This is a genomic window from Chryseobacterium sp. JUb7 (assembly GCF_024806495.1).
Taxonomy (GTDB): domain Bacteria; phylum Bacteroidota; class Bacteroidia; order Flavobacteriales; family Weeksellaceae; genus Chryseobacterium.
Genome location: NZ_JANUFF010000007.1, coordinates 24,049 through 38,580, shown reverse-complemented (window position 1 = coordinate 38,580; position 14,532 = coordinate 24,049). Strand labels below are relative to the sequence as shown.

Annotated in this window: 19 protein-coding genes; 5 read left to right on the top strand and 14 right to left on the bottom strand. The window is 36.3% G+C overall.

Going from position 1 to position 14,532, the window contains the following annotated elements; genetic code table 11:
* The 13 genes from M2373_RS13895 to M2373_RS13835 all read right to left on the bottom strand — a co-directional run bounded on the left by M2373_RS13895 (window position 1) and on the right by M2373_RS13835 (window position 7,251).
* Entirely contained in the window at window positions 1-516 is a 516-nt protein-coding gene (locus M2373_RS13895; RefSeq protein WP_259111649.1) for a hypothetical protein, read from the bottom strand.
* Between the two features lie 4 nt (window positions 517-520).
* On the bottom strand, window positions 521-904 hold the full coding sequence (locus M2373_RS13890) for a hypothetical protein (protein ID WP_259111648.1): 384 nt from the start codon (window positions 902-904) through the stop codon (window positions 521-523).
* 26 nt (window positions 905-930) lie between these two features.
* Window positions 931-1,446: a hypothetical protein gene (locus M2373_RS13885; protein ID WP_259111647.1), complete on the bottom strand. Its 516-nt coding sequence runs from the start codon at window positions 1,444-1,446 to the stop codon at window positions 931-933.
* Between the two features lies 1 nt (window position 1,447).
* The gene (locus M2373_RS13880) at window positions 1,448-2,005 is read right to left on the bottom strand and encodes a hypothetical protein (RefSeq protein WP_259111646.1); all 558 of its coding nucleotides are present in this window, start codon (window positions 2,003-2,005) and stop codon (window positions 1,448-1,450) included.
* A 6-nt stretch (window positions 2,006-2,011) separates the two neighbouring features.
* The gene (locus M2373_RS13875) at window positions 2,012-2,395 is read right to left on the bottom strand and encodes a hypothetical protein (protein ID WP_259111645.1); all 384 of its coding nucleotides are present in this window, start codon (window positions 2,393-2,395) and stop codon (window positions 2,012-2,014) included.
* A gap of 37 nt (window positions 2,396-2,432) precedes the next feature.
* Window positions 2,433-2,999: a hypothetical protein gene (locus M2373_RS13870; RefSeq protein WP_259111644.1), complete on the bottom strand. Its 567-nt coding sequence runs from the start codon at window positions 2,997-2,999 to the stop codon at window positions 2,433-2,435.
* 18 nt (window positions 3,000-3,017) lie between these two features.
* Window positions 3,018-3,590 (bottom strand): hypothetical protein, encoded by a 573-nt coding sequence (locus M2373_RS13865; RefSeq protein WP_259111643.1) that lies wholly within the window; start codon window positions 3,588-3,590, stop codon window positions 3,018-3,020.
* Between the two features lie 4 nt (window positions 3,591-3,594).
* Window positions 3,595-3,978 carry a hypothetical protein gene (locus tag M2373_RS13860; protein ID WP_259111642.1) on the bottom strand — a complete coding sequence of 128 codons (384 nt, stop codon included), beginning with the start codon at window positions 3,976-3,978 and terminating at the stop codon, window positions 3,595-3,597.
* Between the two features lie 106 nt (window positions 3,979-4,084).
* Window positions 4,085-4,591 carry a hypothetical protein gene (locus M2373_RS13855; RefSeq protein WP_259111641.1) on the bottom strand — a complete coding sequence of 169 codons (507 nt, stop codon included), beginning with the start codon at window positions 4,589-4,591 and terminating at the stop codon, window positions 4,085-4,087.
* Between the two features lies 1 nt (window position 4,592).
* On the bottom strand, window positions 4,593-5,162 hold the full coding sequence (locus M2373_RS13850; RefSeq protein WP_259111640.1) for a hypothetical protein: 570 nt from the start codon (window positions 5,160-5,162) through the stop codon (window positions 4,593-4,595).
* Between the two features lie 4 nt (window positions 5,163-5,166).
* Complete coding sequence (locus M2373_RS13845; RefSeq protein WP_259111639.1) at window positions 5,167-5,544, bottom strand: hypothetical protein; 378 nt, start codon at window positions 5,542-5,544, stop codon at window positions 5,167-5,169.
* A gap of 152 nt (window positions 5,545-5,696) precedes the next feature.
* Entirely contained in the window at window positions 5,697-6,566 is an 870-nt protein-coding gene (locus M2373_RS13840; RefSeq protein ID WP_259111638.1) for a polyphosphate kinase 2 family protein, read from the bottom strand.
* 214 nt (window positions 6,567-6,780) lie between these two features.
* Window positions 6,781-7,251, bottom strand: coding sequence for a DUF1573 domain-containing protein (locus M2373_RS13835; protein ID WP_259111637.1), 471 nt, complete (start codon window positions 7,249-7,251; stop codon window positions 6,781-6,783).
* Between the two features lie 128 nt (window positions 7,252-7,379).
* Here M2373_RS13835 and M2373_RS13830 point away from each other — a divergent pair, with 128 nt between their 5' ends.
* The 5 genes from M2373_RS13830 to M2373_RS13810 all read left to right on the top strand — a co-directional run bounded on the left by M2373_RS13830 (window position 7,380) and on the right by M2373_RS13810 (window position 13,246).
* Complete coding sequence (locus tag M2373_RS13830; protein WP_259111636.1) at window positions 7,380-9,995, top strand: valine--tRNA ligase; 2,616 nt, start codon at window positions 7,380-7,382, stop codon at window positions 9,993-9,995.
* 68 nt (window positions 9,996-10,063) lie between these two features.
* Window positions 10,064-10,699: a DUF4241 domain-containing protein gene (locus M2373_RS13825; RefSeq protein WP_259111635.1), complete on the top strand. Its 636-nt coding sequence runs from the start codon at window positions 10,064-10,066 to the stop codon at window positions 10,697-10,699.
* An 84-nt stretch (window positions 10,700-10,783) separates the two neighbouring features.
* Window positions 10,784-11,674, top strand: a complete 891-nt coding sequence (locus M2373_RS13820; protein ID WP_259111634.1) for a ribokinase — start codon at window positions 10,784-10,786, stop codon at window positions 11,672-11,674.
* 88 nt (window positions 11,675-11,762) lie between these two features.
* Window positions 11,763-12,602 (top strand): alpha/beta fold hydrolase, encoded by an 840-nt coding sequence (locus M2373_RS13815; RefSeq protein ID WP_259111633.1) that lies wholly within the window; start codon window positions 11,763-11,765, stop codon window positions 12,600-12,602.
* Window positions 12,602-13,246 (top strand): HD domain-containing protein, encoded by a 645-nt coding sequence (locus tag M2373_RS13810; RefSeq protein ID WP_259111632.1) that lies wholly within the window; start codon window positions 12,602-12,604, stop codon window positions 13,244-13,246. The genes M2373_RS13815 and M2373_RS13810 overlap by 1 nt, the downstream gene beginning before the upstream one ends.
* On the opposite strand, the gene M2373_RS13805 is transcribed toward M2373_RS13810, so the two are convergent.
* Window positions 13,243-14,478 (bottom strand): PorT family protein, encoded by a 1,236-nt coding sequence (locus tag M2373_RS13805; RefSeq protein WP_259111631.1) that lies wholly within the window; start codon window positions 14,476-14,478, stop codon window positions 13,243-13,245. The two genes, M2373_RS13810 and M2373_RS13805, sit on opposite strands and share 4 nt — an antisense overlap.
* Window positions 14,479-14,532: the final 54 nt, after the last annotated feature.

Here is a 14,532-nt window from a genome sequence, read left to right as displayed (position 1 = left end):
TTACGGATAATCGTAGACTTGCAGATAAGTATAGTCCCCTATGGTAAACCAGTCGGCTTCAGAATGGGTTCCGAGAGTATAATACACTGCACCTGTAAAAGGTTCTCCCATTGCAAAACCATCTACGGGATTGCCTGCATTATCTTTGGCTACGAAGTCAAATCTTCCCCATTCTACCATAGAGCTTACCGTATCCATAACCGGATTATTGAAGGCATAGCTTCCTCCGTAAGTAGGATCAGTAACATACCATGTATCGATGGGTAAAATAGAATATCCTGAGGTACTTAGAGTTTTATACTCGATATCAGTTAAAAACGGCGGAACGGTATAAACTCCGTAAGGGGCATTGGGTGCGGCATACACTACAGGATTGGTAATAGTGGGAGCTGAGTTAGCCGCCATCAGCCTGCCTTCAAGTTTAAACTGGCTATAATTATTGATGGTCAGTACTTTACTTTGCGAAAAAGCAAAAACACCGCATAACATAGATAATGAATATATTATTTTTTTCATGTTATTAATTTTCAGCTTTTACTTTATTGCGGATTTCAGCATTTTTTTGTGAATAGATCTGTGTTGCCCAAACGATGATGGCACTCATGTCACCGTTTGTTTTTCTTGTCAGTTCTGCTTCTGTAACGCCTGTAGAAAGGATCAATGCTTTTGAAGCTGGCACCAGTAAAGCTTTTCTTCGGTCGCTCAACTCAGAAGTATTTCTTTTTTTCTCTTCTTCTGTAGGTCTGTTCTGAGGATCTCCCAGACTTTTGAAAGCTTTATTGAAATTGTCCATTTCCGGAGTTTTCATACTTTCAACGGTGTTTACTGCTGCAGATTCATTGTTACAGGAAATTGCTGTGAGGCCTAAAGTGGCAAAAGCAGCCAGTAGAAAATATTTTTTCATGATATTATTTTAGATGTTTATAGTATTTATGGGTAATCATAGACTTGCAGATAGGTACTTCCGCCTATCGTGAACCATTCTGCTTCGGTTTCTACACCAAGAGCATAATACACCCCACCTGCAGCGGGTTCTCCCATGACGAAGCTGTCGACGCCATTGCCTGCACTGTCTTGAGCTACAAAATGAAATCGTCCCCATTCCACCATCGAGGTAAGGGTGTCAATAGTCGGTGTGTTAAAGGCATGATTTCCTCCATAAACAGGATCGGTAACAAACCATGAATCTATGGGTAGAATGGAGTATCCGGAAGTACTTAGCGTAGGATATTCAACATCCGTTAAAAGTGCAGGAACGGTATAGCTGCCATAAGGAGCATTAGGTGCTGCATAAATAATAGGAGTTCCGGAAGAGGTAGATAAATTGGCTGCCATGAGCCTTCCTGACAGATTACGATGGCTGTAGTTATTGATTATCAATGTAGTGCTCTGCGAAAATGCAAATACTCCGCATAGCAACGATAATGAGCATAATATTTTTTTCATGTTAATAGATTTGGATATAAGAATAGTTTTCTCCACCTGATGTTAACGTGAACCATTCTGCATCCCCATAAGGCGTTGTAATGTAAGCCTGATTGGTTATACAAGGAGCGATGTCTTCTCCAAGGTTTCCGTTAAAGAAAATTTCGGGAGTATTTGTTCCTTTATGATACATCTGGAATTTAGAACCTACCCATTTGGTATTCAAAGAGATTGTTCCTCCCGGAGTAAGACTTAAATGATTCCAGGCTCTTGGCATCTGATTGCTGGCAGAAAGATAAACGTACCATTGTGTCATAGGATACAATGAACCTCCAAACTGATCTCTGTAGTTTTTATATTCTAAATTTTGTCCGTTTCCCTCGTGCGAATCAGCCGGAACAACTACCATATCCGGATTGTAAGAATTTACCATTGGATAGCAGCCCCCCGAAGTATTGGCGGCCTGAATGTTTCCGTGAAAATCATAAGCAGTAGAGTAGTTGTTTACTATAAGAACACCTCCCTGAGAGTAGGCTAAACATGCAATGAATAAACCTAATGATGTTACAATCTTTTTCATGGTATTTTAGTTTTCAGCTTTTACTTTATTGCGGATTTCAGCATTTTTTTGTGAATAGATCTGTGTTGCCCAAACGATGATGGCACTCATGTCACCGTTTGTTTTTCTTGTCAGTTCTGTTTCTGTAATGCCTGTAGAAAGAATCAGTGCTTTTGAAGCTGGTACCAGTAAAGCTTTTCTTCGGTCGCTCAGTTCAGAAGTATTTCTTTTCTTTTCCTCTTCTGTCGGTCTGTTCTGAGGATCTCCCAGACTTTTGAAAGCTTTATTGAAATTGTCCATTTCCGGAGTTTTCATACTTTCAACGGTGTTCACTGCTGCAGATTCATTGTTACAGGAAATTGCTGTAAGGCTTAAAGTGGCAAAAGCTGCCAGTAGAAAATATTTTTTCATGAGTATTATTAATGTGTATTGATAGATGTAAATGATATTATGGATAAATCGAGAAATAAGTAACCATCTCCGATCCTGTAGAAATGGTAAACCATTCTGCTTCTACTCCTGTAGTCGCCCCGATTTGATTTGAATTTACCACAAAGCCTGCATTGGCAGCAATAGCAGGATCTCCTACTTCAAAATAATCATAATCTATTCCGGTTGAGATGTCCTTCAGCCAGAATATATATCCTGCCCAGTCATTATTAGGTTTCATATATGAGGTGATGAAAGGATCATTGTAAGCATAAGTTCCTGAGTTGGCCGGATTGGCCGGATCATTCACATACCACTCATTGATATCCATTACGCTACCCATTCCTCCGGTAGTATCAAAGCTTCCATATTTATAATAGATCGTTGAAGGCATTGTGTAAGCTCCATATGGTGTAGGATTGGGTGCTGCGAACATAGATAAAGCATTACCCGGAGCCTTACTTGCGGTGAAAAATCTTCCTACTGCATGATAATTAGTATTATAATTATTCATTACAAAAATAGAACTCTGGGCATAGAATATAGCGCCTGCTAATAATAGTAAGGCGGAAATCGTTTTTCTCATATTAATACTTAAAAAGGGTTAATAAATTTCAAAATAAGTGGTTACAGTAGTTCCTGTAGTTATCGTAAACAGTTCAGCATATCCGGAAGGACAAGAATAGGAATCCGGAATAAAGGAAGAATTACAACTTCCGGCTACTGCAATGTTTGCATTAAATAAAGGAACAGAGGCTCCTCCGTTTGCTGGATCTGTCATGAAAAATTTGGATCCTGCCCATTTAGTATTATTAGAAATGGTACCACCTGGCATTACCGCAGCGTGATTCCATGCTCTAGGGATAGTTTGAATAGTTGGACTTGTGCTGACTAACCATGTTGTAACAGGGTATAATGAGGTTGTATACTGATCTCTGTAGTTTCTGATTTCCAATTGTGTTCCAGTGATAGTATTGGAATTTGCCGGAACTACGATAGGGTCTGGTGTGCCATTACCTACAATTGGATAGCAAGTACCTCCCGTGGGTGTTGGGTTGGCAGCATAAATATATCCGTTAAAGTCATAAGATGAGTAATTGTTAAGAATAAGCGTTCCTCCTTGTGCGTAGGCAAATGCAGCAGCACACAATCCTATTGTTGATAAAAGTTTTTTCATGATCTTAGTTTTCAGATTTTATTTTGTTACGGATTTCGGCATTTTTTTGAGAATAGATCTGGGTGGCCCAAACAATAATAGCACTCATATCACCATTTGTTTTTCTTGTCAGTTCGGCTTCTGTAACGCCTGTAGAAAGAATTAATGCTTTTGAAGCCGGTACCAGTAATGCTTTTCTTCGGTCACTCAGTTCAGAAGTATTTCTTTTCTTTTCCTCTTCTGTCGGTCTGTTCTGAGGATCTCCCAGACTTTTGAAAGCTTTATTGAAATTGTCCATTTCAGGAGTTTTCATGCTTTCAACGGTGTTCACTGCTGCAGATTCATTATTACAAGAAACAGCGGTAAGACTTAAAACGGCAAATACTGCCAGTAAAAAATGTTTTTTCATGGATAAAATTTAGATGTTTGTTATCATTTATTTTTTGCATAGCTATATCAAGGCAGAAAAGTGAAAATCTGCTTAAAATAGTTACAATAAGTTGGTATTTATAAACTTAGTATACCTGTAAATACGTGTAGCCTCCGATGTCAAACCATTCGGCATCTGAGTAGGTGCCTGTCTGGCTACTGAAACTTGTAAAGCCTATAGCTCCTGATATAGCAGGATTGCCAATTCGGAAATCGTCAAAATTATTTCCCGCGCTATCTTTGGTCTGAAAATAGAAAGTCGCCCATTCTGCAACAGGAACTAATGCCGTTACATTAGGGTGATTATAGGGATAGGAACCGGATGCCAGATACCAATTGTCAATAGGAAGTAAAGATATACCTGAAGTATCAAAGGAGTTATACTGTATATCTGTCATCAATGCCGGAACGGTATAAGAGCCGTAAGGTGCATTGGGTGCAGCTATCAAACCTGCGTTACTGGTTGTAGGACTTCCGGCAATCAGTCTGCCTTCTAAATTATAAACACTATAGTTGTTGATCACTAAACGGGTACTCTGAGAAAACGAATAGCATCCTAAGAGCGTAAGGGCAAGTAATGTTATTTTTTTCATATTAGAATATATTAAAATAAGTAATGGTATTCGGTCCTGAGCTTATGGTAAACATTTCGGCACTTCCGGAAGGACATACATAATAATCCGGAACTGCAGCAGAATTACAAGTACCTGCTACCGCGATATTCGCATTGAATAATGGAATAGAAGTTCCGGTCGCCGGGTCGGTCATATAAAATTTGGAACCGGCCCATTTTGTATTATTTGAAACAGTTCCGCCAGGCATTACAGCAGGATGGTTCCATGCTCTTGGAATACCCTGGTTGGTAGCACTGGTGCTTACATCCCAAGTCATGATCGGATAAAGTGAGTTGGGATACTGATCTTTATAATTATCCATTTTTAATTCTAATCCGTTACCCATATGAGAGTCTGCCGGAATGACAAGAGGGTTGGGATTGCTGCTGCTTACTAGTGGATAGCATGTTCCTCCTGTCGGGCTTGGATTAGCTGCAATAATAGCACCGTTAAAATTATAGGGAGAATAATTGTTGAGAATAAATGTTCCTGCTTGAGAGTAGGCAACAGCAGCCGAACAAATTCCGATTATTGTTAAAAACTTTTTCATCGTTTTAGTTTTCGGATTTTATTTTGTTACGGATCTCTGCTGTTTTTTTAGAATAGATTTGTGTGGCCCAGACTATGGTTGCACTCATATCGTTATTAGTCTTTCTTGCCAGTTCTGCTTCGGTAACTCCGGTTGAAAGAATTAATGCTTTGGAAGCCGGTACCAGTAATGCTTTTCTTCGGTCACTTAATTCTGAGGTATTTCTTTTCTTTTCCTCTTCTGTAGGTCTGTTTTGAGGATCTCCCAGACTTTTAAAAGCTTTGTTGAAATTGTCCATTTCAGGAGTTTTCATACTTTCTACAGTATTTACTGCTGCTGATTCATTATTACAAGAAGATAAGCCTAAGATAACGAAGGCTGCTAACAATAGCTGTTTTTTCATAGTTATAATTTAGTGATTGATTGAATAAAATAAATTTTTGATAAATATAATGAATTATTTATTACATAGTTAAAATTTTTCACTTTTTAGTGTGTTTTTATTCAGGTTAATCGCTTTGTTATGTATGATTTATAGCTGGTTATTTTTTTTAATTATTCACCTTCAAGAGTTTTTTTAGCCTCCTGAAGTGCCAGAATTTCTTTTTCTGATACCTGAGGATATTTAAGATTCATTTTTTCCAAGGCATCAATAATAATCTGAACAGCTGCAACTCTTGCAAACCATTTGTTGTCTGCGGGAAGAACATACCAAGGCGCATAATCTTCAGATGTTTCATTTATTGCAGTCTGATAACAATCCATATATTGATCAAATAAAGCTCTTTCCGGAAGATCGGCGGTAGAGAATTTCCAGTTTTTATCCTGCTCATTGATTCTGTCCAGCAGTCTTTTCTTTTGTTCTTCTTTTGATACGTTTAAAAATATTTTAATGATGGTCGTTCCATTTTCAGAAAGATGTTTTTCAAAATTTCGAATGCTTTCGTATCGGTTTTTCCAGAATTTGTCATCAAAATCTTTTACAGATTTCCATGTTTTTTCACTTAGATTGTATTCAGGATGAACTTTACATACCAAAACACTTTCGTAGTGAGAACGGTTAAATATCCCGATCATTCCTTTCTGAGGAAGGGCCAGATAATGTCTCCATAAAAAATCGTGGGAATACTCTTTCGAACTTGGCGTTTTAAAGCTGGTCACGTTACATCCCTGAGGGTTTACTCCGCCAAAAACATGTTCTATTAAGCTGTCTTTTCCGGCAGCATCCATAGCCTGAAGTATGACCAGAAGAGACTTACTTCCGTCCGCATATAATTTTTCCTGTAATTCACGAAGTTTTTCTTTTTCCTGAATCAGTAATTGTGCTCCTTCATCTTTAGTAAGCTTTCCTTCATATTTTGTAGAATATTTTTTGATTGAAAATTTTCCTTTAACTTCGAAATCATCTGAGAAATTGGTGTCCATATAGTAATATTTATTATTTGATTTAATGATTTAATGATTTAATGATTTAATGATTTAATGATTTAATGATTTAATGATTTAATATTAGAACTAAGCTTCAATTTTAGAGATTGTCTGTCAGCTATCAACTCAATACCATCAATTAACTCTAACATAAATATAATAAAAAAACCGCCTCACTGGGAGACGGTTTTTTTATTTTCTTAAGTAGAGCTTACTTTGCAGCTACTTTTTTAGCTTGTTTTTCAGCTTTTTTTGCTGCTTTAGCCTCAGCTTTTGTAGCCGGAGCTGCTGGTGCTACTGCAGCCGTTGCAGGAGCATTAGCGTCTACAGTTCCTTTGATGTAGATTACACTTCTGCTGTTTGCAGGGTCGTTAGAAAATACTTCAATCATTTTGTTGAATCCACCATTGATTGCAGTGTTGTATCCAACTTTGATTTTTGCAGATTTTCCTGGCATGATAGGATCAGTGCTGAATTCAGGAGTTGTACATCCACAAGAAGCTTTTACGTTTGAAAGAACTAGAGGCTTGTCACCAGTGTTCGTTACTGTAAAGAATCTGATACCGTCAGCGTTAGGCTTTACCGTACCATAGTCAAAAGTAGTTTTGTCAAATGTAATAGTTTGTGCAGATGCTAAAGCAAATGTCCCGAATAATGCAATTCCTGCGATTAATTTTTTCATATTCTTGAATGTTAATATGTTTGTTAGATAAATTTTGAGAAACAAAGTTAAAAATTATTTTAATTCATACTTAAAATTTTTTTTCTTTAGACTATTTTTGCAAATTGTAAATTAAAGAAACAGAATTTATGCAGATTTCAGAAAAGTACAATCCACAGGAAACAGAACAAAAGTGGTACAATTACTGGTTGGAAAACAAGTACTTCCATTCAGAACCAAATGATAAGCCGCCTTACACTGTTGTAATTCCTCCGCCAAACGTTACGGGGATCTTACACATGGGGCATATGCTTAATAATACCATCCAAGATGTTCTGGTCCGTCGTGCAAGAATGCAGGGCTTTAATGCTTGCTGGGTTCCGGGAACAGATCACGCTTCAATTGCTACGGAAGCGAAAGTTGTTGCTAAACTGAAATCAGAAGGGGTCAGCAAGTCTGATATTACCCGCGAAGAATTCTTAAAACATGCCTGGGACTGGACTGATAAATACGGAGGAACTATTCTTGAGCAGCTGAAAAAACTGGGTTGCTCTTGTGATTGGGACAGAACCCGTTTCACCATGGAGCCTAGACTTTCTCAGCAGGTTATCAAATCTTTTGTTGATCTTTATAATAAAGGATTGATTTACCGTGGGTACAGAATGGTCAACTGGGATCCGGAAGCGAAAACCAATATCTCTGACGAAGAAGTAATTTTTAAAGAGCAAAACGGAAAATTATATTTCCTGAAATATAAAATCGAAGGTTCGGAAGAATTTCTTTCGGTAGCTACAACGCGTCCTGAAACTATTTTCGGAGATACTGCGGTTTGTATCAATCCTAATGATGAACGGTATGCTCATCTTAAAGGTAAAAAAGTAATCGTACCGATCGTAAACAGAGTGGTTCCGATTATTGAAGACGAATATGTTGACATCGAATTCGGAACAGGAGCATTAAAAATTACGCCTGCTCATGACATCAATGACTATGAAATCGGCCAGAAGCATAATCTTCAGATGATTGACTCTTTGGATGATGATGGGAATTTAAATGATCACGGTCAACATTACGCAGGAAAAAACAGATTTAATGTAAGAAAACAAATCGCAAAAGAATTAGAGGAAAAAGATCTTTTGTTGAAAGCAGAAGATTATGTAAATAAAGTAGGAACTTCAGAAAGAACGGGTGCGGTTATCGAGCCTAAAGTTTCTGTTCAATGGTTCTTAAAAATGTCTGATATTGCAAAACCAGCTTTGGATGTTGTAATGGATGATGAGGTTAAATTTTATCCTGAAAAGTTTAAAAATACCTACAAACACTGGATGGAAAACATCCGTGACTGGAATATTTCACGTCAGCTTTGGTGGGGACAGCAAATTCCTGCATTCTATTATGGTGACGGAGAAAATGATTTTGTAGTTGCAGAAAGCATAGAAGAAGCATTAAAACTCGCAAGAGAAAAAACTTCCACCCCCGAGCTTCCAGCTTCCAGCTTAAGACAAGACGAAGATGCTCTTGATACATGGTTTTCATCTTGGTTGTGGCCAATGTCAGTTTTTGACGGTATAAATGATCCAGAAAATAAGGACATCAATTATTATTACCCGACTTCAGACTTGGTAACAGGTCCGGATATTATTTTCTTCTGGGTTGCTAGAATGATTATGGCCGGATTGGAATACAGAAAAGAAGTTCCTTTCAAAAATGTTTATTTTACAGGAATTGTAAGAGATAAGCAGAGAAGAAAGATGTCAAAATCTCTTGGGAATTCACCGGATCCATTGGAATTAATGGATAAATATGGTGCAGATGGAGTTCGTGTTGGAGTTTTATTAAGTTCTGCGGCCGGAAATGACCTTCTTTTTGATGAAGATCTAATGCTTCAGGGAAGAAATTTCATGACGAAGATCTGGAGCGCTTTCCGTTTGATCAACATGTGGAATCATGAAGATAAACCAGCGAACGACACAGAAACTCAGACAATCGAATGGTTTGAAAATAAATTAAATAAAACGATCGTTGAAATCAATGATCAGTTTGAGAAATTCAGAATTTCTGATGCTTTACACTTGATTTATAAATTGATCTGGGATGATTTCTGTGGATCTTATCTTGAAGCGATTAAACCAAATTATGGAGAGGGGATTTCTAAAGAAGTTTACAACAAAACAGTTGCTCTTTTTGAAGAATTAATGAAATTGGTTCACCCGTTTTTACCGTTCCAGTCAGAAGAAATCTGGCAGCTGATTTCAGAAAGAAACGCGGATGAAGCTTTGGTTATTGCTCAGCAGAAGAAAGCTGAAGCATTTAATGAAGATATTATTAAGAACTTCGAAACGGCATCAGAAGTAATTTCGGGAGTTAGAAATTACCGTCAGACAAAAGGTATTTCTCCAAAAGAAGTAGTTGAAATTTATACGAATGCTACAGAATTTGCGAATGAACCTGTAATCAAAAAATTGGCAAACGTTTCAGAAATTCATTTCGGAACAAAGACAGATAAGCCAAGCTTTACATTCCTGGTGGGTGCAACGGAGATTTCTATTCCACTAAGTGAAAACTTAGACTTAGGAGAAGAAAAAATCAAAACAGAAGAAGAATTGAAATATTTAAAAGGATTCTTAATTTCTGTTGATAAAAAACTTTCTAATGAAAAGTTTGTAGCCAATGCAAAACCGGAAGTTGTAGAAGTTGAGCGTAAGAAACAAAAAGATGCTCTTGACAAAATTGCAATTTTGGAAGAGAAATTGAAAAGTTTATAAAATTAAAGGTTTAGGTAAAGGTTGAGTTTCAGACTCAGCCTTGGCCTTAATCTTAGCCTAAAATTAGAATGACACACATAGAAAACATAAAGAAACTATTTTCAAAAGACTTTGTTGAGAGTCCTTTGTTAGAAAGTTTTGAAGTGGGTAAGATTTATCTTTCCAGCGGGAAACTGGTTGCCTGCGATCCTTTGATCACAAATGACATGCAGTCTTTTTCTATAGAATTTCCGAAAGGGGATTTTTCTGTTTTATTACACAAAGAAAGAGAAAGTAATTGTGTAGCATATGCCGAAATTATTTTTAGTAATTCACAGATTTCTGAATGGAAGCTGGCGACTACCCCCGGGCAAAATCTGAAAGATCTTGCTGAAGGAGAAGTCTTCGGATATCCTGTTGAAAGTGGAATGGGATGTTTCATGGATGTAGATACCCAGAACAGCCTGAATGAATTGGAGCAGAAATTATATAAAAGTAAAGGAGTCGATTTTCAGGGGATTTATGAAGAATTTTTTCATGAATATTTCTTTGATGAAAACGGAGCCATTGATCAATATGCATTCTTAAAACCCTCAGAAAATCATCCCGGAACCATCTTTGCCTTTGAAACAGGCTATGGAGAAGGTTTTTATGCGAGCTATATTGCTTTTGATAAAAATAATATCCCCGTGAAAATAATTACTGAATTTATAGAGATTAGTTAATTAAAGTTAATTATTTTTGATACCCAGTTCCCATAGTATAAATTTGTCAAAATCAACACAAAACTTAAAACGATACAAAACACAATGAATTTCTCATCTGAACAACCAAAAATCATCGTTGTAGGGAGTTCCTCTATAGATCTTATTTTAGAAACTGAAAAAGTTCCCGCATCAAACGAAACCGTTATAGCATACAATTCTGAAAGTTATTTTGGAGGAAAAGGAGCCAATCAGGCAGTAGGAGCTGCAAGATTGGGAGCCAGTGTTTATTTTGTAGGTTGCGTCGGTATGGATCCTCTCGGACAGCAGATTATGAGAAATCTGGTAAGTGAGAATGTGAATGTAGGTTTCGTACATGAAACAGATAGAGAAACAACAGGCACAGCGTATGTGACGACTTCTGAAGGAAATGCAGCTATTGTGGTAGTTCCTGCAGCCAATAATCACCTGAGCATAGAGCATGTTGAAATGGCGGATAAATATTTTCATACGGTGGATCTTGTGTTGGTACAGCTGGAGGTTCCTATGAAGGTGATTGAATATACGGTGCGGAAGGCTAAGAAATATGGTAAAAAAGTAGGAGTATATGCCTCTCCTGCAGCAAGACTCAGTGATGAGATCATTGAAATGATAGATTTTATCGTTGCCAAAAGCAGTGAGTTATACATTGTTTTCGGAGAAGAGCAGAGGGAAGAGATTCTGAAAAAGTATTTCAATAAAGTTTTTGTAAGAGATGATACCAATTCTACCGTCTATTTTGACGGTACCGAAATGAAATATTACAGAAACAGTAATGATAAAACAGCTTACAAAATGGGAACAGGAGATGGTTTTACCTCTGGTTTTGCGGTAGCTTTATGTCATGGAAATTCTATTGAAGAATGTGTAAAGTTCGGAAATGAGGTTTCTGTAAGAGTTGCAGCGAAAAAAGGTTCACAAACCGGGCTTCCAAGAGTTTCAGATTTCTTTTCATAAGTTATTTGCTACATATCGAAAGTTTAAAACTTAACATAAAATACAAAGTAAAATTTCCACTTTTATAGTGGATTTTTTCTTTTACAATATGGAAAAACTTAGTCTGACCACTCAGGATGGTATTTCAATCATTAGTCATCTTTTCTTGCCTGAAAAAAGCAATAACAAACTTCTGCTGATCAATTCTGCAACGGGAGTTAAACAACAGATCTATTTTTCTTTTGCACATTATTTTTCCAAAAAAGGATTTACGGTCATTACCTATGATTATCGTGGAATAGGGCTTTCAAAACCTGAAAAAATGAAAAATTTTAAAGCTTCTATGCGAATCTGGGGCTCGGAGGACTATAAAATAGTAACGGATTATATTAAGAGCCATTTTAATGAATATCGGAAATATTGCCTTGGACATTCGGTCGGGGCATTGATTTTAGGAATGAATGATGATTCAGTGATGTTTGAAGAATTTGTTTTCGTAGGAACTCAGAATGCATTTGTCGGAAATTTAAAATTCAGAACCAAAATTGAGGCGTATCTGGGTTTTGGAATTGTACAGCCTTTAACCACCGGATTATTAGGCTATTTTCCTGCAAATTGGTTTGGACTGGGAGAAAGTCTTCCAAAAAATTGTGCTTATGACTGGAGAACCTTAATTTTGAACAGGAAATCAACCAATGGACTGTTAGAGAAAATTGTTGACCATTCTAAAAAATTAACTCAAAAAGTATTTGTCATTCGGGCAGAAGATGATGTGTGGTTAACAGAAAAAGGAGTGAGGAGTTTACTTGACAATACCTATCCAAACCTGAAGCCTACGTATCGATTATTAAAAACGGCAGAATCTGAAAAAGGAGAAATAGGACACGTTAATTTTTTTAGAAGCTATAATAAAAAGCTTTGGAATATTATTTTAAATGAATTGATATAATGAATAATTTAATTGAAAATACGATATCTTTTGTAAAAGAAAAATTGGAGGGAGCGGAAGCCGGACACGATTGGTTTCACATCGAAAGAGTGTGGAAGCTTTCAAAAAAGATAGCAGAGACTGAGAATTGCAATCAGGAGGTCGTTGAGCTTTCAGCATTACTTCATGATATTGCAGATCCGAAATTTCATAATGGAGATGAAACAATTGCTTTAAGAGTTTCCCGAGAATTTCTGGAAAGCCAGAATGCTGCGGAAGATATCATTGAGCAGGTTTTATTTATTATAAAAAATATTTCATTTAAAAATAGAGGAGAAGTTCAGGAAAACCTGCCTGTTGAATTAAAAATAGTTCAGGATGCAGATAGGGTTGATGCGATTGGTGCAATCGGAATTGGGAGAACTTTCAACTTTGGAGGCTTCAAAAATAACCCGATGTATGATCCTAATGTAGAACCGAAGCTCAATATGTCAAAAGAAGAGTATAAAAAATCTAATGGAACGACAATTAATCATTTTTACGAAAAATTATTGCTGTTAAAAGATTTAATGAATACAGAAGAGGGCAAAAAAATAGCCGAGGAAAGGCATGAATTTATGTTGCGTTTCCTCGACCAGTTTTATAAAGAATGGAATGTAGACTAGAAAATATTATAGCCTAGGATAATAGAAGAGTATTTTATAGCCATACCTCCAGGTTCTCTGACTGGAATAAGACTATATCTACCATTATACCTTGCTTCAATAGTGAATTTGTTATTATAAGTGAAGCCTGCTCCAGCTGAAAAACCTTGGAATAAAAGGACAGGAGATAATTTTGCTCTGCTAAAAACTTCACCGTCATAATCTGTTTCTAAATTTTTCCCATTTCCAAGTTGAAAATTTAATGCATCAATACCTACATTCACAAATAATTTAGATTTATTATTCAAGTACATGTGGTGTCTGATACTTAGGGGAATATTAATAAATGAATAGCTGTCAAAGCTTATCGTATAAAGTTGATCTCTGGATTTGAAACTCATTTTGTCATTAGAATAAAACGAATAAGTAGGCTCAATTAAGATTGACCATTTGTTTTTGTTGAATGGTAAAACCCATTCAGCTTCTACTCCTATTCTAAAATTAGTTTTCGAAGGGAAATTACCCTCACCTACAGGATTTGATGCTTCTATAGGATTGAAAAATATCACTCCGGGTCTAATGCTCAGATTGTATTTAGATTTTGTTTCGGCTAAAAATTCTTTTTTGATATTTGGGTCAGCATCTTTATCATTATGTAATGAGAAGATTTTAGTAAGACTACTAATGCTATATTTTGTTTTGGGTACCAATACTGTTGCAGCAGAATCATCTTTGAAAATTTCTTTTAACTGACTTATATAAGTGTCGTTGGTTGCAACTTTTGATTGATCACCTTGAGGATTATATCTTTTATAGATAAGAGGCTTTATTTCTGAATTTCCGTCTGAATAGAAAAACTTTACGGCATTTCTTAAATTATAATAATAAAGATTTTTATTTCCTGCGGAAAGCTCTTTTAAGAAAATAGTTTCATCCTTAAAAATAGGATCATATTGCCCTGATAAAATTGAAAGATCATCATAAGAAGACTCAACAGGACCATTGTATGTAATATATTTTCCTGCACCATATATTCCAAATTCTTTGATGTCGGTAGGATTAACAGTTATCTGGCTTGACTGTTCATTGGTTTTGTACGAAATATCCTTTGGTGTACCAGTCCAATCCATATTTTTAATCAATACCTCTTTCTTTTCACCATCATTGGTGATCAGGTATCCTTTTTCAAATTTTACCTGGGCATTAGAAAAAAATACAAAAAATAATAAAAAAACTAAAAAAGTCTTTCTCATAGTTAATCGTTTTTAAATTTCCCCAAAAGTATTGATAAAAAAGTATCTTTGCAA

What these genes read in the sequence shown, in the direction of transcription:
- M2373_RS13870 (WP_259111644.1), bottom strand. Translation starts at nt 2,999, where the DNA reads ATGAGAAAAACGATTTCCGCCTTACTATTATTAGCAGGCGCTATATTC.
- M2373_RS13885 (WP_259111647.1), bottom strand. Translation starts at nt 1,446, where the DNA reads ATGAAAAAAATATTATGCTCATTATCGTTGCTATGCGGAGTATTTGCA.
- M2373_RS13830 (WP_259111636.1), top strand. Translation starts at nt 7,380, where the DNA reads ATGCAGATTTCAGAAAAGTACAATCCACAGGAAACAGAACAAAAGTGG.
- M2373_RS13895 (WP_259111649.1), bottom strand. Translation starts at nt 516, where the DNA reads ATGAAAAAAATAATATATTCATTATCTATGTTATGCGGTGTTTTTGCT.
- M2373_RS13850 (WP_259111640.1), bottom strand. Translation starts at nt 5,162, where the DNA reads ATGAAAAAGTTTTTAACAATAATCGGAATTTGTTCGGCTGCTGTTGCC.
- M2373_RS13815 (WP_259111633.1), top strand. Translation starts at nt 11,763, where the DNA reads ATGGAAAAACTTAGTCTGACCACTCAGGATGGTATTTCAATCATTAGT.
- M2373_RS13865 (WP_259111643.1), bottom strand. Translation starts at nt 3,590, where the DNA reads ATGAAAAAACTTTTATCAACAATAGGATTGTGTGCTGCTGCATTTGCC.
- M2373_RS13825 (WP_259111635.1), top strand. Translation starts at nt 10,064, where the DNA reads ATGACACACATAGAAAACATAAAGAAACTATTTTCAAAAGACTTTGTT.
- M2373_RS13855 (WP_259111641.1), bottom strand. Translation starts at nt 4,591, where the DNA reads ATGAAAAAAATAACATTACTTGCCCTTACGCTCTTAGGATGCTATTCG.
- M2373_RS13810 (WP_259111632.1), top strand. Translation starts at nt 12,602, where the DNA reads ATGAATAATTTAATTGAAAATACGATATCTTTTGTAAAAGAAAAATTG.
- M2373_RS13890 (WP_259111648.1), bottom strand. Translation starts at nt 904, where the DNA reads ATGAAAAAATATTTTCTACTGGCTGCTTTTGCCACTTTAGGCCTCACA.
- M2373_RS13875 (WP_259111645.1), bottom strand. Translation starts at nt 2,395, where the DNA reads ATGAAAAAATATTTTCTACTGGCAGCTTTTGCCACTTTAAGCCTTACA.
- M2373_RS13840 (WP_259111638.1), bottom strand. Translation starts at nt 6,566, where the DNA reads ATGGACACCAATTTCTCAGATGATTTCGAAGTTAAAGGAAAATTTTCA.
- M2373_RS13880 (WP_259111646.1), bottom strand. Translation starts at nt 2,005, where the DNA reads ATGAAAAAGATTGTAACATCATTAGGTTTATTCATTGCATGTTTAGCC.
- M2373_RS13805 (WP_259111631.1), bottom strand. Translation starts at nt 14,478, where the DNA reads ATGAGAAAGACTTTTTTAGTTTTTTTATTATTTTTTGTATTTTTTTCT.
- M2373_RS13835 (WP_259111637.1), bottom strand. Translation starts at nt 7,251, where the DNA reads ATGAAAAAATTAATCGCAGGAATTGCATTATTCGGGACATTTGCTTTA.
- M2373_RS13845 (WP_259111639.1), bottom strand. Translation starts at nt 5,544, where the DNA reads ATGAAAAAACAGCTATTGTTAGCAGCCTTCGTTATCTTAGGCTTATCT.
- M2373_RS13820 (WP_259111634.1), top strand. Translation starts at nt 10,784, where the DNA reads ATGAATTTCTCATCTGAACAACCAAAAATCATCGTTGTAGGGAGTTCC.
- M2373_RS13860 (WP_259111642.1), bottom strand. Translation starts at nt 3,978, where the DNA reads ATGAAAAAACATTTTTTACTGGCAGTATTTGCCGTTTTAAGTCTTACC.